Here is a 25,171-nt window from a genome sequence, read left to right as displayed (position 1 = left end):
CAGCCTCCTAAAGAGATTATGGGTCGCTCCTCATAGGAGAAGCGACTCATTTTTAATCGTTACTTTCCTCTCTCGAACCCTCATCTTCCTCATTCTCATCTTCATCATTGCTCTCGTCGTACTTACTGCCGCCGGATTTGCCCTCTAGCAATAAACCATAACTAATGTTTCGGATATGCTTCATAGAAAAACGAACGACTTCTTCTTTCACAATTAAAGAAGCAATATCTTTACTTACATCATTTAGTACTCCTTCTAATGCTTCAGTTCCTCCGCGGTTAATTCGTATCCATTGATAGCGAATACTTTCTAAAAGTTTGACAAAGTTTTCGCCTGTTTTGTATTCGAAGTTCTTTGGAATATTCACACCGAGTTTCAAAAGATCCCTTGAACTCTCAGTCACACTTCTAATATGATTGGTTTTGTAATAAACCACGCCATCCCTTTCAGTTAAAAGAACAAAATAATCTTCAAAAACGGCCAATACTTTTCCCATCCTGGATTCAGGGCCACCCCGATCGACACGAATCGTTTTGCCCACGTATTGCATCATCGACTCTTTATTCATAACCCATAGTTTCCTCCTTATAATTAAATAAACATTTACACTGCATCTATATGTATCATGGGATGATGTTGTACTAATAAAGTAGCCTTTTTTTAACTAGTACCTGAAAAATAGGCAAAAAAAATATGGTCAAAAACCATATACTTAAGGCCTAAATTAAAATAGAAAGCTCGCTGTTTAGATAGGCATTTCTATTTCGAATAAACTCAAAAAAGACACTTTTTTCCTCGTCCAGTGTTGCCTCATCCGATTCAATATAAGGATCCAGGCTGATGTAGGGTTTTAATTTTTCAAATAGCTCATTGATAATCGGCGCTTGAACCTCTACGGTAAAATCATTATCTAAAATAGTGGATAGAATTTCTTTATATTTCGATTTGAATTCCGGGAAGTGTAGAATTCGCCCAGTTAAAGTGTTATATCCTGTAACGGGGACGTAATCATAATCAAGGAGTCGGCCATGGAGGTTTCTTCCCCAGGTACCGTCATAGTCCCATGGGCTGATTTCGTATAAATTTGTTTCTCCATTTTTGTAGAGTGCATAATTATGGATAAATCCATCGTAGTTTTGTGTACAGACTACGCCACAAAGCCATCTTAAATATTTGTCTACATCCAATATATTGACGATTTCTCTTTTAAAATCCTCATTTTTTAGCACATTTATCATCGCGATGAAGCTGCGTAAATGTTCCATGTCTTCTTTGTTGCCGTATTTTAGCGTATACCCCTGGTCTAGCCTCTTTTTAGGTTCATTTTTTTTCGTTATTAAGGAGAAGTTCGCTCGATTATTGGTTGCGTAAATGATGGCGCCATCCGGTAAATTTCTTTTTTTGAGTAGGTATTGGTCTAATGATTCTATTTCTAAGTAAATACCTTTGCAATACCCGTTAACGTATAAAAGTATATGGCGTGAGTGAGGTGAAATAACGCCTATCCGGTCAAAAAAATCGAGGGATAGTTTGTTTCTGCACAAGGATATATCTGAGAACTCGGCATTAAGATGAAGTTCATGGGCGCCATTCTTTGTAAATGGTTTTTCAAATACAACTCGGTAGGACCTTTTTTTCTTATCCCTAATTACATTGCCACGGTACGATAGGCTTATTTTATAGCGATTGTTGCCTATCTTTAACACAGCTGGGACTAAATCGTCATCCCATAGATCATATTCCAATTTTCTTAACCACTTAGGATTTATTAAAATTTCGTATTTTATCACTTTAATACCCCTATACCATATTTTATCTAGATATATGCAATAGATCTTGGAGGTGTGTATTTGTTCCTAAATGACTTTTAGTTTTGAAAAATATATATCTGTCTATATCAAAACAAACGCCAATATCATAAATTGAAAGAGAAAATAAATTGTATTGGAAAGTGGTGTATAAATGGTGTTAAATCTGGGCGTTGAAGAATTATTACAACAAGCAGAAGCAAATGGTGTACTTGCATTTATGCATAATAATCCTGTTGGCAAACACAAGAAAGGAAAAGGCGGTAAAGGTAAGGAATCTTCGGCAAGTTCTAGCAGCGGCACAGGCAGCACCGGAAGCACAGGCAGCAGTGGAGGTACTGGAAGTTCAAGCAAGAGCGGAAGTTCCGGTAAGAGTGGAAGTACCGGCAAGAGCGGAAGCAATGGCAGTACGGGCAGCAGCGGGAGTAGTGGAGGTACCGGCAGCAGCGGAGGTTCAGGCAAGTCTGGAAGCAGTGGTAAAGGGCCGCATAAAAAACCTAAAAAACCAAAAAAGCCAGGTCCTGGTCCAAAGAAACATCATAGCAGTGGTGGAACTGGCAGTGGCAGCAGCGGCAGTACAGGCGGCAGTGGAAGTTCCGGCAGCAGTGGAAGTTCGGGCAGCAGTGGAAGTTCGGGCAGCAGTGGAAGTTCCGGCAAGAGTGGAAGCACAGGCAGCAGCGGAAGTTCCGGCAAGAGTGGAAGCACAGGCAGCAGCGGAAGTTCCGGCAAGAGTGTAAGCACAGGGAGCGGCGGAAGTTCCGGCAAGAGTGGAAGCACAGGCAGCAGCGGAGGTTCAGGCAAGTCTGGAAGCAGTGGTAAAGGGCCGCATAAAAAACCTAAAAAACCAAAAAAGCCAGGTCCTGGTCCAAAGAAACATCATAGCAGTGGTGGAACTGGCAGTGGCAGCAGCGGAAGTACAGGCGGCAGCGGAAGTTCCGGCAGCAGTGGAAGTTCAGGAAGCAGTGGAAGTTCAGGAAGCAGTGGAAGTTCAGGAAGCAGTGGAAGTTCGGGAAGCGGCGGAAGTTCGGGAAGCAGCGGAAGCTCAGGTAGTTCGGGAAGTTCCGGCAGTAATGGAAAAAAGGGCGGAAAGGGTAAAAAGAAATAATCACACTGTAAAATATGTATTTTATGAAAATATGAAATAAAATCCGGTACTTTTATCCATAGTACCGGATTTTTGTTATTCTGTACCCGTTACAAAAGCCGGCAACTGCCTACATAATGAAAGGAAAAATTATTTAGTCTTTTGCTGATTTATGTGAGACCGAGATACTCGTTTAGGTCAAGCAGTCAAGGACAGGCGTAAAATAAACCATAGGACGAGGGGTGGGAAAAACAATTGCAAATCGATAAAACAATTGGTAAGGATGTGAAATTATTACTATTTATGACCAATCGACGGTTATCATTACAATACTAGCTTTTTTATTTACCATGATAATGATATTTCTCCGTCCAAAAAATATGAATGAAGCCATTCCTGCTTCCATTGGAGCGGTGATCGTTTTTTTAAGCGGAAGTGTTTCTACGGCGGACCTAATAGATATTAGTTCAAAAGTAACGGGGGCAGCCATCACCATCATAGCCACAATCGTTATGGCGATTGTTTTGGAAAGCATCGGATTTTTTAGCTGGACGGCATCTTTAATGTTAAAAGTTTCAAAAGGTTCTGGTGTCCGTCTATACTGGTATACTTTATTGCTTTGCTTTTTAATGACACTCTTTTTCAATAATGACGGAAGCATTTTGATCACCACACCCATTTTAATCTTAACGCTCAAGAATTTAGGCTTAAAAGTTCGGCAAATGATTCCATACCTTTTGAGTGGTGCTCTCATTGCAACGGCCTCAAGTGCGCCAATCGGGGTCAGCAATATCGTAAATTTAATTGCCTTAAAGATTATCGGAATGGACCTTTATATGCAAACAGAAATGATGTTTGTGCCAGGTGTTCTCGGACTTGTGTTTTTATCCTATCTGCTGTATTTGGTTTTCAAGAAGGAAATTCCTCAACAAATCTCCCCACACTCTTACTCCATTCCACTGCAAAAAAATCAACTTTATCACCCGCTCCGGAAAAATGACGATGTAATGTTTAATGAGAAAAAGAAATTGATGATCAATATGCTCATCTTCGTATTCATAGTACGAATCAGTTTATTTGTTGCTTCCTATTTTGGCATTTCTGTATCATTGGTGGCTGTATTGGGCTCCCTTTTTCTGTTAATCTGGAGATGGGTTTATTTAAAAATTAACCCAAAAGATGTTCTTGGAAAAATTCCCTGGCATATCTTAATTTTTGCATTCGGTATGTACGTGATCATCTACGGACTACACAATATTGGACTAACCAACTTGTTGCTGGTGCATTTAAAATCAATCGTGAACGACAGCCTGCTACATGCAAGCTTGACGATGGGTGTGATTACATCACTGCTTTCGAATATATTTAATAATCATCCTGCTTTGATGATTTCCACATTGGCATTAACAGAAATGGGCTTGGATCCGTTAATCATGAAAACTGTTTATCTTGCCAATATCATTGGAAGTGATATCGGGTCGCTCATCCTGCCGATTGGAACGCTGGCAACGCTTATTTGGATGCATATACTTAAAAACAATAAAATTCAATTTCCTTGGATGGAGTATATCAAAGTAACGATTCTCGTTATTCCGCCGACATTAATTTTTACCTTAATCAGCTTATACCTATGGCTGTTGCTAGTTTTTGTATAAATCCATTTAAAGGTACATGCCTAGTGCATGTACTTTTTTGTGTGTTTTTTACCTCATATTGTAAAAATGTAGTTCAAACCACCTCTTTCGATAAGGTATAATGAATCTATTATTATAGGTTTGTGAGGGAATAGGATATGCTGACACTTACCTTCAGCGGTAAAAAATGGCTGTTAAAAGAAGAGATGGATTTTCCAAGGAAAGTTATTGCTTTTGGAAGTCATATTGCCCAATTTGGGGGTACTTTAAAAAGGGCCGCAACAAAGCAGCCCTTAACTTATTAATTAACACCTTTTTGATAATACTTCTCCATCATTTCCTTTGGCACCATGCTTCCACCTGTCGCCCAAACGATGTGCGTACCATGGCTGAATTTTTCAGATAACGCATGCTTGCTCAAATAATCCGAAGCCTCACCAGCCAGCCACACAGGACCAATCATCCCAGCTAAGGCAGAAGGTTCTAAATAAATATTTTCTGAGTCTGCCAAATCCTTCAGCAGTCTATATAACCTCTCATCACTAACCGTATAAATTCCGCTTAAAAATGGCTCGATGATTTTCCCAACAAAGCCGGAAGGTCTGCCGACAGCAAGTCCATCCGCGTCGGTGAGATTATCTAGTCCAATATCCTGCACGGAAATTTGGTCATGAAGGCCTGTCATCATTCCCAGCAGCATACATGGGGAATGAGTGGGTTCGGCAAAGAAACAGTGAACACTCTCTTTAAACAGCTGCTTTAGACCGTAAGCCACACCGCCTGGTCCTCCGCCAACACCGCATGGTAGGTATACAAATAATGGATGATTTTCATCTACAGCTATCTTTAATTCTTGTAATTGATTTTTTAACCGCAATGCAGCAGTAGCATAACCTAGAAATAAGTCTTGGGAATTTTCATCATCAATAAAATGGCAGGACGGGGCAGCATCTGCCTGGCGCCGGCCTTCCTCAACCGCTTTGCTGTAGTCCGATTCGTATTCAACCACATTTACCCCTTTTGTACGAAGCAGATCCTTTTTCCATTGTTTGGCGTCCGCAGACATATGTACGGTTACGTTAAAACCTAGCTTTGCGCTTATAATACCAATGCTCAAACCGAGATTACCGGTGGAACCGACTGCAATTGAATACTGCGAGAAAAACCTACGAAAATGGTCACTGTCTAAAATCGAGTAATCGTCATCCATTGTTAAAAGCCCTTGACTCAAAGCTAATTTTTCCGTATGTTTTAAAACCTCGTAAATACCGCCCCTAGCCTTAATGGACCCCGAAATAGGAAGATGGCTGTCACATTTTAACCAAAGATCACCCGGAATTGGCTTCCCAAAATCTTGTTCCATTTTTTGTTTCATACTTGCAATTTTTACGAGCCGAGATTCAATTATGCCGCCCGTTTCCTGTGTTTCCGGAAACACTTTGGCGATATAGGGGGCAAAACGCTCTAAACGTTTCTCCGCTTCCTTAATATCCACCAATGTTAAAGTTAATTTTTCGATTCCAGCCGGATTTTGTTCAAACTTACCATTCGGCCAAAATACTTCCTGATAATTTATAAGCTGAATTAACAGCGAAAGCTCATGATTTTTTAGCTCAGTAAGGAATTTCGCTTTGTCCAAATTTATCACCCTGCCATCTATTATCTTAATTATTTTCATATTAACAAAAAAGATATTAAAATATCAGCTTGAAAGAATGAAAAAGACGATCTATTTTGGCAAATAGATCGTCTTTTTTTGGTGGATTACCATATTAACGGTATTTATTAATAATAGTAACCGCCCATAAAGCTTGCACCAACAATAATCAACAAAATAAACAGAACTACGATTAAAGCAAATCCTGTTCCTCCGCCGCCGCTCATGCATATCACCTCCAACATCTTTACTACAGGGTATGTCTGGAGGTTTTGGGGCGTATAGACAAACATGTATTTTTAATGCGGATTTTTACATGATTAGTTGTGCTCGTGATCACGGCTTTCATGGGATTCCTCTAACTCAGGAGCGGCGCCCATAAAACCAAATGGGCCTGTTGGCCGGATTTCTGCTCGGAACAGCGCTACGATTTCGAGAATCCTAATGATAATTCTGCGTCGAGCTGCCATTCTATTTTGCAGGACAATAATATCTGAACCGACTAAAAGCAGCCTTCCTTCAAAATTTCCTTGAGTTGTGACAACATTCACTTCTTCATTTACTAATTCATGGGCAAATTGATGAAATGTTTTATCGCTCATTCGTCTATTCATCTCCTCTCAGGTATAGTAAATGCAAAACATGGGAAAATGGGATTGTTTTTTTAAATTTTTTGGGTGGGAATTGGTAAATAGAAGTGAACCAAGAAGGCGCTTTTTTTAGTTTGGGAGTTTGTCTAACCAAATAGTTCACATCTGAATATTAATAACTATAAGGCAGGTGAGAAATATGTATTTGGTCGGTTTTTATTCTCCGAAAGCAAAGTCAGGTGTAACTGAACTGTCATTATCGATATATAATTGGCTTAAGGCAAACACAAATTTATCCGTCGCTTTTATATCATATGGGAGTCTAGAAAAGGAAGATTGTTCAAACGAATTGATCCATGAGTTCGCCAAACTGACATTAACGGAACAGAAGCGAAAAGTGAAAGCGATGAAGAAAAAACATGATATTATCATTTATGATGCTTCCAGTAAGCTTTCTGAAGGGGTTTTAAAGCTGTTGCCGATTGTAGACAGGTTATTTGTCGTGGGGGAGGAACATAAGGATTTTGCAGTAAAACTCCATCAAATCATCCAGTTTGATAAAATTTTTGATAAAAGCGTGAAGAATTTTATCACCCATTTAAGCGGCAATAAAACTTTTATCCTTCAGGAAAAAAAGGAAGATCGTGTCATCGGCTTTAATCATTCCAAAAAAGAAACAAATGAAATCGGGCAAATGATTTATACAGACTATTTAACCCACTATCTCCATGAAAAATTTATCGAAAAGAATGAAAAGATTCTGAAGAAAATAAGAAAATTACCGAAAGAAGACTTGTTTAATGGTTTATATGACATGGGCATTGACTTTGAAATAGCCCTGCTGTTTCAGAGGTATGTGATTTTGCGTGAGTTGTTAGGACAGGACTATTATGAAGCCCTCGAAGATTTGTTTCCTCTTTTAATTCATTCCCCATTTGAAGAGATATTAGAAAAATTCCAAAAAGAACTGTACATTATTTCTAAATAAACGAAAAATTCATATGTAATAAAAACTATAATGAGCGGAGCTGTGAAGCTCCGCCTATTAGGAGACAGTGTCGCTTTCAATATATGTTTCAAAAGCTGGATGATATTCTTTCTGATAATGCTGCTCTGGACAGGATTTTACGACAACTGAGCTTAATAAATTGGATTTATGTGTTTCCAACTCTTTATTGCATTTCGGACAATGTTCAACGAAAAGGTTTTTAAAAAAACGTATCACTCTTTAGTCCTCCTATCCCTTTAATTCCTATAGTTATACTATGAATTATACATTGTCTCCCTTAAATATCAATAGTTAACGTTTATTTTTATCATATGGGGTCATAAAAATTAGGTGAATATGGAAAAGTTAAATCATGGAGAAATGCAACTAATTTTAAGTAGGTTGACAATATACCTTTGTGGGTATAATATAAATCATGTCAATGCTTGTTTTTATTAGGAGGTAAGTGATTTGGACTATAATGATCAAATTAAAAATAGAGTCAAACGTATTGAAGGCCAGTTACGCGGGATATTAAAAATGATGGAAGAAAATAAGGACTGTAAAGACGTTATTACCCAACTATCTGCTTCTAGAACTGCCATTGATCGTACAATTGGTGTTATTGTAAGCTCCAATTTGGTGGAGTGCGTAAAAAAAGCAGAAGAGCAAGGGGATAAAAACATGGAAGAACTAGTAAAAGAGGCCGTAAATCTACTCGTAAAAAGCCGTTAAAATGAGTGGAGGTGCCCTCTTTTATTTTCTTCTTAAAAATACCCATATGGGTATTTGGGTTTGGCCAAATAAACATTTCTTGTGCAACCAGGCATCAACCTGTAATATTTATTGTGGGAAGGGACTAAATTGTTCCTTGCTTAGGGGGCAGTCATGGATATTAGTTTTATCATTACAGTTTTTATAATCGGATTCGTAGGTGCATTCCTATCGGGTATGTTGGGAATAGGTGGGGCCATCATAAATTTTCCGATGCTTTTGTATATTCCTCCGGCGCTTGGTGTCGGCCATTTTACAGCACACGAGGTTTCAGGAATAACGGCCATCCAGGTATTTTTTTCCACAATCGGGGGTGTTTTAGCCTACCGGAAGGGTGGTTATTTAAATAAAACTCTTATTGCCTATATGGGGATCAGTATTTTGCTTGGAAGTTTTATTGGGGGATTCGTTTCTTCGCAATTGCCCGAAAGCGGCATAAATATTGTATACGGTATTCTTGCTTTAATTGCTGTCATTATGATTTTTATCCCGAAAAAAGGGATTGATAATATTCCGCTAGATCAAGTGCAATTTAATAAATGGCTGGGGGCAACATTGGCCTTTATCGTCGGGATTGGAGCGGGCATTGTGGGGGCAGGAGGTGCTTTCCTCTTGGTGCCAATCATGCTTGTCGTTTTAAAGATACCGACCCGGATGACCATCGCCTCATCATTGGCGATTACCCTTATCTCATCTATCGGTTCGATTACCGGAAAAATCACTACCGGTCACGTCGACATTTTACCTGCGCTGATACTGGTTGTGGCCAGTTTACTGGCGGCGCCGCTTGGTGCAAATGCAGGGAAGAGAATGAATACAAACATTCTGCAAATGATTATGGGGATATTGATTTTGGCAGTAGCCATAAAGGTATGGATGGATATTTTATAAGAAATAAGGGCCGCTATTTTAGCGGCCTTATTTCTTAACGCATAAATTCAACTACGCCTCTGTCTTCGTCCAAACGGATTCGCCAATCGGCGAGTTTTCATTTATAATCATAATATTTTAATGTCTCAGTCTTGGAGGTGGGCACTTCTTCGGTTATATTTCCATTCTCGTCTTTATAAACCTCGTACTCCTGATAAGTTTCAAGAATATAACCACCCTTTTTTTCACGTTTCACAAGTTTCTCTACCATCTCCGGCATGTCCTCCGGCGGCTCTACACTTGCTTGAACCGCATGGACCGGCTGATCAGCTGTATAGGACAATTTTTTGTTTATAAAAGAATATGGTGAATCCAGATAGGCACCTAAACCAATGGTAATTAGCAAACCGCAGGCAGTTAAGTAGGTTTTTATTTTCATGAGTCCCGAGCTCCTTTAATAAATGAATTCTCGTAACCCATTTTATGCTCGTCCGATGAACATATGCCTTTGGCTTCTAAATGTTTGCCGGTTTCACGCGTGGCCGGAAAAATAAAAACAGGAAAAATGCCAGGATGGTGATTATAGCGCCTGAAATATAAGGTAGACCAATTGCCAGCGAAAACAGCCAGCCTCCAAGCGGCGGCCCAATAATACGGCCCAACGAGTCAAAGGATGACAAAAGTCCAGTTGAACTTCCGTGTCCTGCGGTTGATGTCTTCGTTAGCAGTGAAGAAACACTAGGCCGGATCACGCCATTTCCTAACCCAAAAATGGTTAAATAGATTGCTGCTGTCGTAAAGTTATGTACAAGTAATATAAGTCCAAACCCAATGGCTGAAACAATCATTCCACCTTGAATAACGACACTTTCTCCATATTTCTTTGTTAACCTGCCTACAAGTCCTCCTTGTACCAGTGCGCCGCCAAACCCCATAATCATGAAGATGTATCCCAGTTGTGTTGAATCAAGACCCGCTTTTTCAGCAGCAAAATAGGCAAAAGTGGCTTCCAAACCTGAAAGGGATAAGGAAATGAATAACTGCACAAAAAATAAGACGGAAACTTCACGAGTAAAGGCTTTCCAGATGGATCTTTTTTCTTCAGAAGTCTGTCCTGTTTCGTGTTTTGACTCCTTAAGTAAAAAAAATACAAGCACTAGGGTGATGGCTGCTGATCCGCTAGCAAGGAAAAAAGGCATACTCAAGCTGAATTTAGAAAAAATACCGCCGACAGCCGGTCCAAAAACAAAGCCAAGGCCAACCGCAGCACCGATAATTCCCATTCCTTTTCCGCGGTTTTCTTCTGTTGTAATGTCGGCAACGTATGCCATTGCCGTTGGCATATTAGCAGATGAAAGAATTCCTCCTAATATTCTGGCGACAAACAGCATCCAAAGCTCGGTTGAAATCGCTTGAATAAAGAATGAAAGGGCAAGACCGGTAATCCCTATCATCATGACCGGTTTTCGGCCAATGCGGTCAGATAGGCGCCCCCACATTGGTGCGAAGATCAGTTGCATCAAGGAATAGACCGCCATTAACAGCCCAAGTTCTGTAGGATTCGCCCCCATTTCCTCCGCATAAAACGGCAGGACCGGGATGATGATCCCAAACCCGACCATAACTAAAAACATGACAACAAATAGAATCGGTAAAGCAGTCTTTGTCTGCAAAGGATGTCAACTCCTTCAAATAAATCCAAATTCCACTAAATGAAACCCAATACCCATTATCACCCAGCATGCTAATATAATGCAACCATCAGTTGCTGCTCTCTCTTACAAAAATGTAAGGTTCACTTCAATTATCGTAAGGATTCATTGTGGAAAAAAAGCCAATAATTTCCTAAGATAAAACTAAGGATATTAGAAATGGGTGATATACATGGAATTAATATTAGAAGCAAAAGGGATAAACAAGGTGTTCGGCACAAAAAGGAACTCATACACCGCTTTACGCGATATTGATTTGAACATTACTAAGGGAGAATTCGTCGGTGTCATGGGGCCATCAGGTGCAGGGAAATCCACCTTGCTAAATGTTCTTTCAACAATCGAAAAGCCAACCTCCGGCCTCCTTCAATTCAATGGGAAAAGTCTGACAAACATGAAGGAGACAGAGCTTACTGAATTCAGAAGAGATCAAATGGGGTTTATTTTTCAGGATTATAACCTCCTGGATACTTTAACAGTGGAAGAGAATATTCTCCTGCCGTTGACCTTTAGTAAAACTCCGCAAAGGGAAATGAAAAGAAAGGTTCACGAATTGGCACGAAAGTTCGGGATTGAAGAAAATTTGGAAAAATTCCCGTATGAAATTTCAGGCGGGCAGCAGCAGAGGACCGCTGTATGTCGAGCAATCATATGCCAGCCAAAGATCCTATTTGCTGATGAGCCTACCGGTGCACTGGATTCAAAGTCAGCCTATTATTTGCTGGAAACTTTATCGGAACTACATAAGGAGCAGGCGGCAACCATCCTTATGGTTACCCACGACCCTTATGCAGCAAGCTTTTGTTCTCGTGTTGTGTTTATTAAAGATGGAACTCTTTTCACCGAAATTCGAAAAGGTGAGCAATCGCGAAAGCAGCTTTTCGGGCAAATTTTAGATATTCTCTCAAGTATAGGAGGCGGGCAATATGACGCTGTCTAAACTTGCCAGAAAGAATATCATCCGAAACATCCGCCAATATTTGCTCTATCTTTATTCGCTGGTCTTTAGTACGGCTATTTACTTTACCTTTGTTTCATTACAAAACAATCAGCAGCTGTTAAGCAGTACTGTAACAATTGGAAAACTGGAGTCAGCTTTTTTTGCGGCATCGATGATTCTCATGATTTTCTCAGGTTCTTTCATCTGGTATTCCAATTCGTTTTTTACCAGGATGCGAAAAAAGGAAGTCGGATTATACGCCTTATTTGGTATGAGCAAGAAAAAAATTGGCCTGCTGCTTTTTTATGAAAATATGATCATTGGGGCACTGGCTTTAGTGATAGGTATTGGCGCCGGAATATTGTTCTCCAAATTGTTCATGATGATAATTTTCAAATTAATGGGCTTTTCGCTGGAAGTGTCTTTTTCGGTATCAAGCAGGGCGATGTTGCAGACAATTGTGGTGTTTCTTATCATATTATTAGTGACCTCCATCCATAGCTATCGATTAATCTATCGATTTTCGCTTGCCGAGTTATTTAAAGCTGACCGTAAAGGAGAGAGGCTTGCGAAAGGGTCTGTCATAACGAGTATTTTAGCAGTTGTCCTGATTGGTGTTTCCTATCTATTATTTTGGAATCCGGAGAAGTTCACAATTATTCACTATACCGGAATTAGATTTGGCACCGCGGTATTTTTCCTTGTGGCAGGTTCTTACTTTTTTATGAATTCCCTAGCAGCCTATTTGTTAAAATTGATGAAGAGGCTGGAGACGGTTTATTTGAAAGGAAAAAACCTGCTTGGCATCACCAATTTATTATACAGGTTTAAAGGAAATGTCCTTATCTTGACCGTAATCTCTCTATTAAGTAGTGTGACACTATTAGCATGCGGAACCATTCTTGGTTTTTATTATCATATTGATAGAGTGACAAATGAGCACTTTCCCTACAGCTATATGTTCAAAATGAAGGATGTTGAAGTAAACAAAGAAATTGCAGCTTTGATTGAAAGGGCCAGTGAGAATAAGCCCCGATACCAACTCAACCTGGAGTATCTTCCTGTGGAGGCTGATTTGAACGGCATGGAAAGGGTACCAGATTTTTTTCAAACCATGCTGATCTCCGAAAATACATTTCAGAAACTAATGGAGGAAAGAGGGAGACCCGAATCCCTCCACTTAAAAAGAAATGAAGCAGCGGCCTTTTATGATGGAAATCTGGATGTAAAATCCGATCCTTATTCTGGAAAACAACTTGTTCTTAAGGCCGGACAAGAGTTAACTATTACTACCTATAAGCCATTTTCCCTGCTTAATCAAGGGGAGATGTTGTTCCCGCTGGTTATAAGTAATGCTCAATATGAGGAGCTAAAAGAGGGCATTTCACCACAGTATTTGCACATCTATAAATTGAAGAATGAGAAATCACTTGAAAAATTAGATTCCAAGTTAGAAAAGATTGTAAGGCCGCTTCAGTTTAATGACAATCTCCCTATCTATTCGAGTTTTTATGATAAATATCATTACGGACTTGAAACCTATGGACTATTAATCTACATCGGCAGTTTTCTTGGACTTGTGTTTATGGCCGCAACGGGAAGCATTATTTATTTCAAACAGTTGATGGAAGCAGCATCCGATAAGGCCAGATATCAAACCCTTAGAAAAATCGGCATTCCGGAACAGGAGATTAAAAAGACGGTGGCAAGACAAGTAGGATTTGTTTTTGTGCTGCCATTGCTGCTTGCTGTCAGTCATAGTGCAATGATTACTTATTTGCTATCCGAATTTTTACAGATTCCACTGCAGGTCCCATTTATGATTTTTCTTGGTGCATACCTTGTTATTTATCTGATTTACTATTTGATGACTACTGCTGGTTATGTGCGGTTAATAAAAACAAGCTCATGATGGTTGAGCTTGTTTTTTCACATTTGATGGATGTTATTCACCGTTTCTGGAAAGTGAAGGATCGCTTTTGTTCCGATATCCGTGGCAGATTCCAATATTAAAGTATGTCCTAGCTTTTCTGCTGTCTTCTTTGCTAGATACAGTCCCATTCCTGTTGATCTTTGAGGGCCTCTGCCGTTTTTTCCGGTAAATCCTTTTTCAAAAACACGGGGAAGATCTTCAGCGGGAATCCCGATACCTGAATCTCGGATGATAAGATTCCTTGACTTTGAGTCTGCGATGATAGTAATCTTGCCGTTTTCTTTCGTATATTTTAAAGCGTTCGATAGAACCTGGCGAACTATGTAGGTCAGTCCTTTTTTATCGCTCAATACAGTCATTGAGGAAACCTGTAAATCTAGTTTTATCTTTCTGCCGATGAAAGACTTGGATTCTCCAATGATTATTTCCTTCATCAACTTTTCCAAATCAATTTCCTGGATTAGATAGTCCTTATTAAAATCGTTAAGGCGGGAAAAGTGGAGGGCCTGTTCCACATAGCCTTCGATTTTATCTATTTCTTCCTGCATGCTTGGTGAATCGATTTCCGTCTCAAGCAGCAGGCGGCTGACGGCAATCGGGGTTTTTATTTCATGAAACCATTGCGTCATAAATTCGAGCTGTTCCTTGGCCGCCTCGTTTCGTTCATGTATTTGTCTTAAATATTGTTTCTCTAACTGTCTCAACATCTGGCTATATATTTGCTGTTCGTAAGAGGAGGAGGCAGGGATGCTTTCAAAGTCTTGAGACTGCCATTTGCGAAGCTGTCCCCTTTTCCGATAAAAACAACCGATAAAATATAAATTATATAAAAAGGTCGCCAGCAAGATGAGATAGAGCAGGCTACTATATGAAACCCTCAATTCTGGTTCAACACTGATTACGATAGAAATAACGGCAAGAATCGAATAAAAGGTAATAAGCTGCCATTTTTGATCTATAAGGTAATATCTGAATTTCATGGAATCATATATCCTTGCCGCTTTTTCGTTTCGATAAAATCTATGAGACCCAAATCTTCCAATTTTCTACGCAGACGTGCGATGTTGACGGTTAGCGTGTTATCATCTATAAAATTTTCACTTTCCCATAAGGCTTGCATGATTTCATCGCGTGTTACAATGGTTTCCTTCTTTTTCAATAATAAATAAAGAATCTGAAACTCATTTTTGGTTAAATCTATTTCGCTGTTATGGTAAGAAATATTCCCCTTATTTAGATTAAGAATTAAGCCCCTATGTTCGATAACTTCCTTTTCCTCTTGCTGATAAGTGTAAGTCCTTCGCAAAATAGCATTCATCTTGGCAGTCAGCACCTCTAATGAGAATGGTTTCTGGATAAAATCATCGCCACCCATATTCATTGCCATGACGATATCCATATTTTGATTTCGAGAGGAGATGAAGATGATGGGCACATTTGACAGTTGTCTGATTTTGCTGCACCAATAAAAACCATCATAGATTGGTAAATTGATGTCCAGCAGAACCAGATGGGGTTTGACTACCATAAACTGTTCATCCAGGTTCTCAAAATTTGTAATCTTACTAGGTTCAAACCTCCATTTCAATAGGTGTTCAGAAATAATATCTCTTATTTTTAAATCATCCTCTACAATCATAACCTTAAACAAGATATTCCACCCCTTCCATATGAACCTATTATACAAGGCAATAAACTGATTTGGAAAAATTAACTGTTTTGTAGGAGTAAAGTCGTATTTTTAATTTATAAATTTTGGAAAATTTGGTATGATTACGGTGCATAATCTCTTCTAAAATAAAAAATGGGGATGAGGGACTATGAATAAAAAGTGGGAAAAACAGATTGACCCTAATAATAAATACGGTGGTGCATTTATTTTAGGGGATAGGAACTTCGAACTTCCGGAAGCAGCTGTCGTTTCGGTCACAAGGGGAGAACATTTCAATATACCGCGCCTAATAATCAATGGATTTTTAAACCAAATGATCATGAAGGCGATGAGCAAGAACGATAATTTATTGTATGCTGAACTGCGAGGGCAATTAGATGGAGGAATTGGTCAGACATTGACCGTTTGGAAAGCAGGAAAAGACATGAATTCGTTCCGAACTGGCGGTATTCATAATTTTGCAAGGAAGTTTTTTAGCTGGGTGTTTTACAGTGGAAAGGTTCAATCCTATTTTTTAACATGGAAAGTAAACGGACATATCCCGACTTATGAAGAAGCGGCAGAAATCGTAACCACCTATGGCCGACATTTTGATGGCGGTAAGCTTGTGAGAAAGGCCCAGCAGCCGAAGGATTTAGACCATAAAAAACCAAGCTGATTTATGCTAGCTGTTTATTAGCTAGTTGATAGAATGTTTTTAGCAGATGTTTAGCCCGGTGTATAAATGATAGAACGTAATTGTTTTTAACCAAAAAAGCCGCCGATCCAATGATCGAGCGGCCGTTTTGTGTATAATATTCTCTCTATTTCACTGTTTTCCGAGTACTTTCCGATGCAAAGTCCGCGATGACAACAAGAATCATATAGCAAAGCAGCAGCAGGGTAATCTGCGTGTATTGGAAATAGCTCATGGCTAGTTTAAAATCCATGCCTAGACCGCCTGCACCAACGAATCCAACGACAATCGTGGTCCTCATAATTACTTCCCACCGATATAACACATAGGTCAGAAACCTTGGCATAACAATGGGAAGAATCCCGTAAAACAATGTCTCAATCTTAGAGGCACCAGATGCAGCCAAGTTGCGAATCGGCCTTGGATCCATATCCTCAATTACCTCTGCCCATAGCTTCCCAAGGATTCCGAAATTGTGCAAAGCAAGGGCAAGTGCGCCTGGCAAAATACCCGGTTTTAAAATGAAAATAATCATCATCGCCCAGACCAATTCCGGAACGGAACGGGAAAAAATATAAACGAGACGGACCAGACCGTATAGCGGCCAATTGTACCATTTTTTCGAAATGGTCAGGTTACCGCTCGCAATATTACGCGCCGCTGGAATCACCGTTAAACAGGCTGCAATGGTCGAAAACCCAATCGCCATTACGCTCATTTCCAGCGTCTCATAGGTCAGTTTTAACGCAGAAGCCCAGCTTTCGGCATCGAAAAACGCAGGATTGTTTTCATTTAAACCTATTAATCCGCCGAAAAACTTTCCCGCGTATTCCGCATTTTGATCAGAGAATAGGTCAGATATATCGGCATGGTCGATAAAATAAATATATATCCACGAACCTGCAATTAGCAATGCAGCCAAAAGAGAGGCACGCCATCCTGTACTGAAACCGCGACGGCGCTTTCGATCTGTTAAGCCTTTACGGACAAAATTACTCCAAATATCTACAAGTACAACCAAGGCAATCAAATAAAATACATAGGTCCAAACTTGGTCGTATTTCAAATCGGCCAGCGAAAGCTGAATTTGATAGCCCAGACCGCCGAGGCCGACAAAGCTCATAATTGCCGAAGAACGAATCGAGCATTCAAAACGGTACATCGTATAACTAATCATATCAGCCCTAACTAACGGTAAATACCCGTAAAAGAGGACCTCAAGTTTGGAGGCTCCGGCTGCCCATAAAGCCTTTATTGGCTCTTTGGGTACATCATTTAGCATATCGGCGAAAATTCGTCCAAGAATCCCGCCGTAAGGAATTGCTAAGGCAAATATGGCAGCAAACGGTGAGAAACCGATGGCAGCCACGAACAGCCACGCCCAAACCAGTTCGTGAATCGAACGGGTAAATCCTAATATTCCTCTGAAAAATACTTTATTGGCCAGTCTAGCTGCCCGTGAAGATGTTAACGTCCCCGATGCGAGGACACCGACAATAAAAGCATAAATAATGGCTAAAGACATTCCAGCTACGGCATAGGCCAAAGTAATCCAGGCGGCTTCAAGACCTTTCGATAATACTTCAGGACTCAAATCCGGTTGAAAGAGGCCTTTAAAAATTTGCCCCAATGTTGGAATCCCGCCAGCATGGTACACCTCATCCGCATCCCATTTAACCGCAAACAAACTCCATCCGAAAACTGCCAGCAAAATCAATGAAAGAATAAATCGTTTATGGAGCCGAAAGGAGGTTTTCCATTTATGCATGGCTCGAATGCTCCTTTAGACTATACAATTCGGCTAACATTTCATCGGTTACCTTTTCTGTCGGTAAATCAAAAAGGATCGCCCCATTTTTTAAGGAAATGATTCGGTCAAAATATTTTCGTGCATAATCAACTGAATGTAGGCTGGCAATTAGCGTTTGGTTATCCTCTGAAACAATCTTAGTGAGCATCGACAGAACGTCATCAGCCCGTGCCGGGTCAAGGGAAGCAACTGGTTCATCTGCCAAAATAATTTCCGGTTTTTGAACCAATAGTCTAGCCAATGCAACACGCTGCTGCTCACCGCCGGAAAGGGTGGAGGTGATTTCATGAGCTTTATCCGTGAGACCGACACGTTCAAGCGCCATAAGTGCCGCATCTTTTTCCTGTGGGACGAGCAGAGATATCAATGATTTCACGGTTCCCCAATCCGCTAATTTTCCCGCCAAAACGTTATGAATCACTGCTAGTGGACCGATTAGATCAAATTGCTGACGGATAACCCCAACCTTTTTCGCGAAGGCTTTTCCTCTTTTATAAGTAGAGATGTTCTGCCCGTCAATGAGCATTTCACCACTTTCTAAAGGTACGAGGCGGGCAATTGAATTTAACAGCGTCGATTTTCCGGCGCCGCTCGGTCCAATCAATGCCACCATTTCTCCTTGTTTAATGGTAAAAGAAAGGGAAGATAAGGCTATCTTCCGCTCAAAATGTTTTGTTAAATTTTTTACATCAATCATGATTTTTGAAGTCATAGATGACAAACACCTACTATTTAATAATCTTTAGTTCTTTGGCTACTTTTTCAATTTTGCTATAGTTATCGTTTTTCGTTTCGACAAATTTGTCAGTTTGGAACAAATCGGCTATTTCTTTTGGCTCGCCATTGAAAGAAAGGAGGGCATCCTTAATTTTTTGTTCTGTGCCTTTGCCAAACTTCTTGTCGATCTCTTTATTAATGGTCCAGTTATAGTCATAGTAAGGAGGGGTTGTATAGAATACCTTTACCTTATTTGTATCCACTTTCCCTTCTTTAACAGCTGCTTCCCAAACGGAAATATTTAATGCACCAGCCTGGAAGGAACCGGATTCGATTAACTTATAGGTTGTGTCATGTGAGCCGGAAAAATTAGGATTACCATTAAAGTCTTTGTTCGGGTCAATGCCAGCTTCGGATAGAAAATAACGTGGCATTAAGTGGCCGGATGTCGAACTTTCACTACCAAACGTAAACGATTTTCCTTTTAAATCCTTCAAGGAACTAATCCCGGAATTCGGCTGGGTGATAAACACTGATTGGAATTCAGCATCTCGCGGACGCTGAACGATGGATTTAGCCTCAGGGACAAGGTTTCTAGCCTGTACACTTGTTAATCCGCCAAACCAAGCCATGCTGATTTCACCACGCTGGAATCCTGTTACTAAAGCGGCATAATCAACAGAAGGAACGAACTCTACCTTTAGGCCAGTTTTCTCGTTTAAGTATTTAGCCACAGCATCCATGCCTTTTTGCAAGTCGGCGGCATTTTGGTCCGGAATGGCCCCAATTTTAAACACTTGTTCTGTTTTTTGTTCTTTCTTGCCTTCACTAGATTTTTCATTATTGCTTTGACCACAGGCGGCTAAAGAAAATACCATCATCACCAGGATCATTACAGAAAACCACTTTTTCATAATAGAAACCCACCTCAATTGTTAATTGCATAAAAATGAATTAGAAAAAAATATTAACCTTCATAATTATAAGGAAATGTTAGTCCATAATAAATTCAATTTATCGATTTATTCAATAGGTTAGTATCGATTATTCATATAGATAAAACCCCTGTCGGTCTGACAGGGGCACTAGATTTGATTCTATACAGCTTGCTGTGACCATTCTTCTACATTCCAAATGTATGCGATAAACTTTCAACATTAAGTTGGCTCATTTTTTATCGTAATTCTCGCTTTTCAACAAAATCCATACATTCTAACATATTACTAGATTGTTGTATGTTTTTCACTGAAAAAATATTGTAAACAGAAATGAATAGGTTTTGGCCTTGGGGGCAATTTAATGAAAAAAGGATAAATGTATGATCGGATTAATTATCGCCATCCTCATTTTTAATTTTATCGCTTTTAAAGGCAACAAGGTTTTAACTGCCAATCAAATCGTTCACATTTGGTGTTTTACAATTGCCTTTCAAACGACCTTCGATGTTTTTATAGAATTTAAATACCACGCCTATTGGTATTTCAGTAAAGAAGTGGATTGGGCTGGCGAAATTCCTCATTTGTTCGTGGTCCCAGCTGTTAATATGATTTTTTTAAACTGGTTTCCCTTTAATGGAACATATGTAAAAAAGGCTTCCTATATCATTTTATTTGTGATTGCAATCTTATGTTACGAGATGATTACTCTATTTCCGGAACCTTGGGGCTACTTCCATTACGGATGGTGGAAACTTTGGCATGCTGCCATTTTAGACCCTATTCTGTTGCTCATATTATTGGGGTATTACAGGTGGATATGCCGCATTGAAAGAAGGACTGTTTGCCGTTAATAGTTTTCACTTAAGAGAGGGGGGGAAGTACGCTCTCTTTTTTTTTTTTTCTGATGAAATCGTATATACAGGCTCCGATGCTTGTACATATTCTAATAAAAATGACAGTCGCGCAAGGAGGGAGGGCAATGGGCATATTCAAGGATGGTATCAGCATCGGAACCGTTTCGGGAGGAATCGTAAACTTTGGCGGGGCAGTGATTATTTCACCCATTTCGATTACCAATACCGTTTCAGGTTCACGCTCCGGAAATACGGATCCCGGTGGATCAGGAAATTCGGCAATAACTGCCGCAAGCAATCTGCTTCAATCAATTGCGGGTAATCAGGGATTATTGGGTTCAGGAAATACGAGATAATCTAGAGCAAGAAGTGCAGGAAACAGAGGTAATAATAAGGCGACAAATGGAAGACGGGGCCGATAGCAGCCCCGTCTGATTATTTTATGAAACCTTTAAGCCTTTTGCAGTCTGCACCTGCGCCCGCTTTGCAGGTTTAATGACATTGAAGACAATGTTTAGAAAGATGGCTGTTAAACTGCCTGCAACAATCCCGCTATTCGTAAGAATCTTAACACTCTCAGGAAGATGTGCAAATAAATCCGGAACGGTAGTTACACCTAAACCAACTCCAACAGAACAAGCAATGATTAATAGATTCTCCTGTGAAGAAAAGTCTACTTTACTAAGCATCTTGATTCCAGAAGCAATGACCATCCCAAACATAGCAACCATTGCTCCTCCAAGTACAGCAGTCGGGATAACTGTTGTTAACGCCGCAATTTTCGGTACAAACCCTAGAAAAATTAAAATTCCGCCCATTGTATAAATAACGCTCTTATCCTTAACCCCAGAAAACTGGACAAGCCCAACATTTTGCGAGTAAGTGGTGTACGGGAATGAATTAAAGAATGCTCCAATCACACTTGCCAATCCTTCTGCACGATACCCTTTCACTAAATCCTGTTCCGTCAACTTTCGGCCCGTGATATCACTTAAGGCAAAATAAACACCAGTTGATTCTACAAGACTTACAATTGCTACAATTGTCATCGTAATGATCGGGGCCAGTTCAAAAGAAGGAGTTGCAAAATGTAAAGGCGTTACCATATGAAACCAGGATGCATCACCAACTGCGGAAAAATTAACTTTTCCCATGAACGTTGCAGCAACGGTACCTGCTATCAAGCCTAATAATATAGAAATGGCGCGTATGAACCCTTTAAAGAAACGATAAAGAATAATGATAAATAATAACGTACCAAATGCCAGCACAATGTTTGAAATCGAACCAAAATCAGGGCTTCCCTGACCGCCGGCAACATTATTCATTGCGACAGGAATTAGGGTCGTTCCAATAATCGTCACAACAGAACCCGTTACGACTGGAGGGAAGAAGTGAATCAGTTTACCAAAGTATTTTGCAATCAACATGACAATTAATCCTGAAACTAGGATCGAACCATAAATGGAGGACATGCCATACTGATTTCCAATGGCAATAATCGGGCCTACTGCTGTAAATGTACAGCCAAGGACAATCGGAAGACCGATCCCAAAATAACGATTCTGCCATACCTGTAATAATGTAGCGATACCGCTTGTTAATATATCAAGAGAAACTAGATAGGCAAGCTGTTCGTTCGAAAGCTTTAGAGCACCGCCAATAATAAGTGGAACAATAACTGCTCCTGCATACATGGCGAGAACATGCTGAATTCCAAGCGATGCTGTTTTAAGTGATGAATTTTTCATTATACTAGCTCCTCTACTTTTTCAGATTTAAAAGTGACTTCACCGTTTGCGAGGGAAGCAACGCGGGCTAAAGATTCAACTCTTATTCCTTGGTCGCTAAGCATTTTTGCACCGTCTTGGAAGGACTTTTCGATGACTATTCCTACTCCGGCCAATTCGGCGCCGCTTTGGTTGACTATGTCAATTAAGCCTAGGGCGGCCTGGCCATTGGCAAGAAAGTCATCAATAATAAGAACTTTGTCCTCAGCATTCAAAAACTTTTGTGCAATTGAAATTTCGTTAGTTTCCTGCTTTGTAAAGGAATGTACAGAAGCAGTGATCAATCCTTCGGTTAATGTAAGTGATTTTCTTTTTCTGGCGAAAACAACTGGAACGTTCAGCTGTAGGCCCGTCATGACTGCAGGGGCAATGCCCGAAGATTCAATGGTGACAATTTTGGTGATTCCCTCGTTAGCGAAGCGCTTCGCAAACTCTTTGCCAATTTCCAGCATTAATGCTGGATCAATTTGATGGTTTAAAAAAGAATCAACTTTTAGGATTTGGTCTGATAAAACCTGCCCGTCATTTTTGATTTTTTCCTGTAATAGTCTCATGTTGTACCCCCATTTTTTAAATATAAAAAAACCCAAAGGCCGTCCCCACATCAGATTGAGTGAGGTAATGGCCTTTGGGCTTAGTGTCCGAAAGGAATAGAATGGAAGTACGCTTAGAAAGAAAAACATCCGTTCTCATTACCCACTCATAGTCGAATCGTTTACGGCAATTCGGTAGAGACTTGCGGGCCATATTCCCGCGATTATATGAGTGAAGCCTTATTGAATTCATTTCAAATTATATCACGGTAAATGGAGAAATCAATCACTTTTTTTGCAAAAAGCGAATAATATACTTATATTTTTTTCGCTTTGTTCGTCTTTTGGAAACCTTTCCCGTAAGTATCATAGAAGGATTGAACAATTAACCTATTTCAGTTACTATTAAAATGTACGTATATATCAGAAAATTATGAAAAGGTAAATAAATACCCCAAGGGGATACTAACCGGTTAGGATGTTTGGGCCCAATCATAATTTTCATATAAAGAATAATTGGAGGAATGAAAGATGGTTGAAAAAATCCGCCCATATTGGCCAGCTGATGTACCTGCCAACTTTACCTATTTACAAGGTGAAAAACCGCTTTTTGCTTATTTAGAGCAGCATGGGAACGAGCGCCCAAATGACACAGCCTATATTTTTTATGGACAAGAGGTCACTTGGGGCCAACTCTTGGATTACGTGAATCGCTTGGCTGGCTATTTACATAAAAAAGGGGTTAAGAAGGGCAGCTGCATCGCCCTTTATTTGCAAAACTGTCCGCAATATATTATTGCTCATTTCGCCATACAAAAACTGGGTGGAACGGTTGTGCCACTGAACCCAATGTTTAAAGAAAATGAATTGGCCTATTATTTCGAAGAAGCACCAATTGAAGGGATTATAGCTGGTGCAGAAATTTACCCTCTTGTCAAAAAAGCGATGGAAAAGTCCCGCCACCTGAGCTTTATCGTGACTGCTAACTATCAAGATTTTCTCCCAGACCAGCCCGAATGGAAGTTTCCAGAAGAATTGCTTGTACCAAAACAACACCTCACAGAAACAGATGATTTCACCACGATCCTTCAAACTGAAAATCCTTACGAACATACGGAACAAGTTGATTTGTGGAATGATATTGGGTTAATGGTCTTTACCTCCGGAACCACCGGACGCCCAAAAGGAGCTATGCTCACGTATGGTAATGCCCTGTTTAAATCCGCATCCGCTGCCCATTCAAACGTTATGAAGGAAGACGAAATTTTATTGGCAAGTGCTCCATTATGCCATATTGCTGGAATGTTGATGGGTTTAAATTCAACCGTTTATTCAGGCCGGCCGTGTGTTTTATTTACCCGTTTTGATCCGCTTGCAACGGTTGATGCCATTGAAAAGTACCGTGTTTCCTATTGGTACAGCATCGCGCCCATGAATTGGGCCATTTTACAAATTCCAGGAATTGCCCAAAGAGACTTGTCCAGTTTAACAACCAATCTGGCCACCAGCTTTGGAGTTCAGGTCACGCAAGAGCTTTCAGACAAATGGAAAGCGGTTACGAAGGGCTGCCCGTTATACGAGGCTTCCTATGGTTTAAGTGAAACCCATACATGTGACACCTTTATGCCAAAGGATAAAGTGAAGTTTGGTTCTTGTGGAATCCCTACTTTTGATACAGAGATTCGTATTCTTCATATCGAAACAGGTAAGGAAGTGGCTGCAGGCGAGCAGGGTGAAATTGTCGTGAAAAATCCCGGGGTGTTTAAGGGGTATTTAAACCGGCCGGAAGCAACAGCCGAAACGCTTAGGGACGGTTGGGTTCATACCGGTGATATCGGACGCCTTGACGAGGATGGATATTTGTATTTCATGGGACGAGTAAAAGAAATGATAAAAAGCTCAGGCTATAGTATTTTTCCAGAAGACGTCGAAGCACTTCTCAATTTACATCCGGCTATTCGCCAATCAGCCGTTATCGGCGTTCCTGATCCAGTTAAAGGAGAAGTTGTCAAAGCATTTGTCGTGCTGCAGGATTCGAATAAGGAAGGCTTGACTCCTGACGCGATAATCTCCTGGGCAAAAGAAAACATGGCTGCGTATAAATATCCACGTTATGTAGAATTCATTGATCAGCTGCCAGCAACATCATCCGGAAAGGTATTGCGAAAATTATTAAAAGAAGAGTAGGAGA

28 protein-coding genes and 1 riboswitch are annotated in these 25,171 nt (G+C 40.1%); of the genes, 13 read left to right on the top strand and 15 right to left on the bottom strand.

Features of this window, described 5'->3' with window-relative positions; translation table 11 throughout:
- Nucleotides 1–52 precede the first annotated feature (52 nt).
- On the bottom strand, nt 53–568 hold the full coding sequence (locus KHA99_RS01810) for a hypothetical protein (RefSeq protein ID WP_213115722.1): 516 nt from the start codon (nt 566–568) through the stop codon (nt 53–55).
- A gap of 151 nt (nt 569–719) precedes the next feature.
- Entirely contained in the window at nt 720–1,790 is a 1,071-nt protein-coding gene (locus KHA99_RS01805; RefSeq protein WP_213115721.1) for a CotH kinase family protein, read from the bottom strand.
- A gap of 191 nt (nt 1,791–1,981) precedes the next feature.
- On the opposite strand from KHA99_RS01805, the gene KHA99_RS30615 reads away from it, so the two are divergent.
- The 4 genes from KHA99_RS30615 (at nt 1,982) to KHA99_RS01790 (ending at nt 4,831) form a co-directional block, all read left to right on the top strand.
- Complete coding sequence (locus tag KHA99_RS30615; RefSeq protein WP_249366391.1) at nt 1,982–2,545, top strand: hypothetical protein; 564 nt, start codon at nt 1,982–1,984, stop codon at nt 2,543–2,545.
- A gap of 30 nt (nt 2,546–2,575) precedes the next feature.
- The gene (locus tag KHA99_RS30610; protein WP_249366390.1) at nt 2,576–2,953 is read left to right on the top strand and encodes a hypothetical protein; all 378 of its coding nucleotides are present in this window, start codon (nt 2,576–2,578) and stop codon (nt 2,951–2,953) included.
- 238 nt (nt 2,954–3,191) lie between these two features.
- Nucleotides 3,192–4,547, top strand: coding sequence for an arsenic transporter (locus KHA99_RS01795; RefSeq protein ID WP_284037926.1), 1,356 nt, complete (start codon nt 3,192–3,194; stop codon nt 4,545–4,547).
- A gap of 137 nt (nt 4,548–4,684) precedes the next feature.
- Nucleotides 4,685–4,831: a hypothetical protein gene (locus KHA99_RS01790; protein ID WP_213115718.1), complete on the top strand. Its 147-nt coding sequence runs from the start codon at nt 4,685–4,687 to the stop codon at nt 4,829–4,831.
- On the opposite strand, the gene dsdA is transcribed toward KHA99_RS01790, so the two are convergent.
- The 3 genes from dsdA to KHA99_RS01775 all read right to left on the bottom strand — a co-directional run bounded on the left by dsdA (nt 4,828) and on the right by KHA99_RS01775 (nt 6,785).
- Nucleotides 4,828–6,165, bottom strand: a complete 1,338-nt coding sequence (gene dsdA, locus KHA99_RS01785; protein ID WP_249366389.1) for a D-serine ammonia-lyase — start codon at nt 6,163–6,165, stop codon at nt 4,828–4,830. The two genes, KHA99_RS01790 and dsdA, sit on opposite strands and share 4 nt — an antisense overlap.
- 146 nt (nt 6,166–6,311) lie before the next feature.
- Entirely contained in the window at nt 6,312–6,410 is a 99-nt protein-coding gene (locus KHA99_RS01780) for a YjcZ family sporulation protein (RefSeq protein ID WP_249366388.1), read from the bottom strand.
- Nucleotides 6,411–6,503: 93 nt separating this feature from the next.
- Entirely contained in the window at nt 6,504–6,785 is a 282-nt protein-coding gene (locus KHA99_RS01775) for a DUF2642 domain-containing protein (RefSeq protein ID WP_213115715.1), read from the bottom strand.
- 187 nt (nt 6,786–6,972) lie between these two features.
- On the opposite strand from KHA99_RS01775, the gene KHA99_RS01770 reads away from it, so the two are divergent.
- The gene (locus KHA99_RS01770) at nt 6,973–7,761 is read left to right on the top strand and encodes a hypothetical protein (RefSeq protein WP_213115714.1); all 789 of its coding nucleotides are present in this window, start codon (nt 6,973–6,975) and stop codon (nt 7,759–7,761) included.
- A 57-nt stretch (nt 7,762–7,818) separates the two neighbouring features.
- Here the strand turns inward: KHA99_RS01770 and KHA99_RS01765 are convergent, their stop codons facing one another.
- Nucleotides 7,819–7,998, bottom strand: coding sequence for a hypothetical protein (locus KHA99_RS01765; RefSeq protein WP_213116939.1), 180 nt, complete (start codon nt 7,996–7,998; stop codon nt 7,819–7,821).
- A gap of 234 nt (nt 7,999–8,232) precedes the next feature.
- Here KHA99_RS01765 and KHA99_RS01760 point away from each other — a divergent pair, with 234 nt between their 5' ends.
- Both KHA99_RS01760 and KHA99_RS01755 read left to right on the top strand, forming a co-directional pair.
- The gene (locus KHA99_RS01760; RefSeq protein WP_213115713.1) at nt 8,233–8,496 is read left to right on the top strand and encodes a metal-sensitive transcriptional regulator; all 264 of its coding nucleotides are present in this window, start codon (nt 8,233–8,235) and stop codon (nt 8,494–8,496) included.
- 153 nt (nt 8,497–8,649) lie between these two features.
- Complete coding sequence (locus KHA99_RS01755) at nt 8,650–9,426, top strand: sulfite exporter TauE/SafE family protein (RefSeq protein ID WP_213115712.1); 777 nt, start codon at nt 8,650–8,652, stop codon at nt 9,424–9,426.
- 97 nt (nt 9,427–9,523) lie between these two features.
- Here KHA99_RS01755 and KHA99_RS01750 read toward each other — a convergent pair whose 3' ends face one another.
- Both KHA99_RS01750 and KHA99_RS01745 read right to left on the bottom strand, forming a co-directional pair.
- Nucleotides 9,524–9,844: a hypothetical protein gene (locus KHA99_RS01750; RefSeq protein WP_213115711.1), complete on the bottom strand. Its 321-nt coding sequence runs from the start codon at nt 9,842–9,844 to the stop codon at nt 9,524–9,526.
- Nucleotides 9,845–9,920: 76 nt separating this feature from the next.
- A complete protein-coding gene (locus KHA99_RS01745; protein ID WP_213115710.1) occupies nt 9,921–11,078 on the bottom strand; it encodes an MFS transporter in 1,158 nt (385 codons plus the stop codon).
- Between the two features lie 211 nt (nt 11,079–11,289).
- On the opposite strand from KHA99_RS01745, the gene KHA99_RS01740 reads away from it, so the two are divergent.
- A complete protein-coding gene (locus tag KHA99_RS01740) occupies nt 11,290–12,057 on the top strand; it encodes an ABC transporter ATP-binding protein (RefSeq protein ID WP_213115709.1) in 768 nt (255 codons plus the stop codon).
- Nucleotides 12,044–13,969 carry an FtsX-like permease family protein gene (locus KHA99_RS01735; protein WP_213115708.1) on the top strand — a complete coding sequence of 642 codons (1,926 nt, stop codon included), beginning with the start codon at nt 12,044–12,046 and terminating at the stop codon, nt 13,967–13,969. Before KHA99_RS01740 ends, KHA99_RS01735 begins: the two co-directional genes overlap by 14 nt.
- 17 nt (nt 13,970–13,986) lie before the next feature.
- Here KHA99_RS01735 and KHA99_RS01730 read toward each other — a convergent pair whose 3' ends face one another.
- The gene (locus KHA99_RS01730; protein WP_213115707.1) at nt 13,987–14,970 is read right to left on the bottom strand and encodes a sensor histidine kinase; all 984 of its coding nucleotides are present in this window, start codon (nt 14,968–14,970) and stop codon (nt 13,987–13,989) included.
- Nucleotides 14,967–15,641: a response regulator transcription factor gene (locus KHA99_RS01725; RefSeq protein WP_213115706.1), complete on the bottom strand. Its 675-nt coding sequence runs from the start codon at nt 15,639–15,641 to the stop codon at nt 14,967–14,969. Before KHA99_RS01725 ends, KHA99_RS01730 begins: the two co-directional genes overlap by 4 nt.
- Nucleotides 15,642–15,810: 169 nt before the next feature.
- Between KHA99_RS01725 and KHA99_RS01720 the strand changes: the two genes are divergently transcribed.
- Nucleotides 15,811–16,320: a hypothetical protein gene (locus tag KHA99_RS01720; protein WP_213115705.1), complete on the top strand. Its 510-nt coding sequence runs from the start codon at nt 15,811–15,813 to the stop codon at nt 16,318–16,320.
- A 145-nt stretch (nt 16,321–16,465) separates the two neighbouring features.
- Here KHA99_RS01720 and KHA99_RS01715 read toward each other — a convergent pair whose 3' ends face one another.
- The 3 genes from KHA99_RS01715 to KHA99_RS01705 are packed head-to-tail and all read right to left on the bottom strand — an operon-like array spanning nt 16,466 to nt 19,779.
- On the bottom strand, nt 16,466–18,106 hold the full coding sequence (locus KHA99_RS01715; protein WP_213115704.1) for a PhnE/PtxC family ABC transporter permease: 1,641 nt from the start codon (nt 18,104–18,106) through the stop codon (nt 16,466–16,468).
- The gene (locus tag KHA99_RS01710) at nt 18,099–18,860 is read right to left on the bottom strand and encodes a phosphonate ABC transporter ATP-binding protein (RefSeq protein ID WP_213115703.1); all 762 of its coding nucleotides are present in this window, start codon (nt 18,858–18,860) and stop codon (nt 18,099–18,101) included. The genes KHA99_RS01715 and KHA99_RS01710 overlap by 8 nt, the downstream gene beginning before the upstream one ends.
- Nucleotides 18,861–18,876: 16 nt before the next feature.
- Nucleotides 18,877–19,779, bottom strand: coding sequence for a putative selenate ABC transporter substrate-binding protein (locus KHA99_RS01705; protein WP_213115702.1), 903 nt, complete (start codon nt 19,777–19,779; stop codon nt 18,877–18,879).
- Nucleotides 19,780–20,183: 404 nt separating this feature from the next.
- Here KHA99_RS01705 and KHA99_RS01700 point away from each other — a divergent pair, with 404 nt between their 5' ends.
- Both KHA99_RS01700 and KHA99_RS01695 read left to right on the top strand, forming a co-directional pair.
- The gene (locus KHA99_RS01700) at nt 20,184–20,654 is read left to right on the top strand and encodes a hypothetical protein (RefSeq protein ID WP_213115701.1); all 471 of its coding nucleotides are present in this window, start codon (nt 20,184–20,186) and stop codon (nt 20,652–20,654) included.
- Between the two features lie 128 nt (nt 20,655–20,782).
- Nucleotides 20,783–21,013, top strand: coding sequence for a spore germination protein (locus KHA99_RS01695; protein ID WP_213115700.1), 231 nt, complete (start codon nt 20,783–20,785; stop codon nt 21,011–21,013).
- Nucleotides 21,014–21,097: 84 nt separating this feature from the next.
- Here KHA99_RS01695 and KHA99_RS01690 read toward each other — a convergent pair whose 3' ends face one another.
- Nucleotides 21,098–22,408, bottom strand: a complete 1,311-nt coding sequence (locus KHA99_RS01690; RefSeq protein WP_213115699.1) for a nucleobase:cation symporter-2 family protein — start codon at nt 22,406–22,408, stop codon at nt 21,098–21,100.
- On the bottom strand, nt 22,408–23,001 hold the full coding sequence (locus KHA99_RS01685) for a xanthine phosphoribosyltransferase (RefSeq protein ID WP_213115698.1): 594 nt from the start codon (nt 22,999–23,001) through the stop codon (nt 22,408–22,410). Before KHA99_RS01685 ends, KHA99_RS01690 begins: the two co-directional genes overlap by 1 nt.
- Nucleotides 23,002–23,130: 129 nt before the next feature.
- Nucleotides 23,131–23,232, bottom strand: a riboswitch (purine riboswitch).
- 279 nt (nt 23,233–23,511) lie between these two features.
- Here KHA99_RS01685 and KHA99_RS01680 point away from each other — a divergent pair.
- A complete protein-coding gene (locus KHA99_RS01680; protein ID WP_213115697.1) occupies nt 23,512–25,167 on the top strand; it encodes an AMP-binding protein in 1,656 nt (551 codons plus the stop codon).
- The last annotated feature ends 4 nt before the right edge of the window (nt 25,168–25,171 follow it).

The organism is Neobacillus rhizophilus (genome assembly GCF_018343535.1).
In the GTDB taxonomy this organism is placed as follows: Bacteria; Bacillota; Bacilli; order Bacillales; family Cytobacillaceae; genus Neobacillus; species Neobacillus rhizophilus.
Note: the sequence above shows the minus strand (reverse complement) of the source record. Positions and strands in the feature narration are given on the sequence as shown.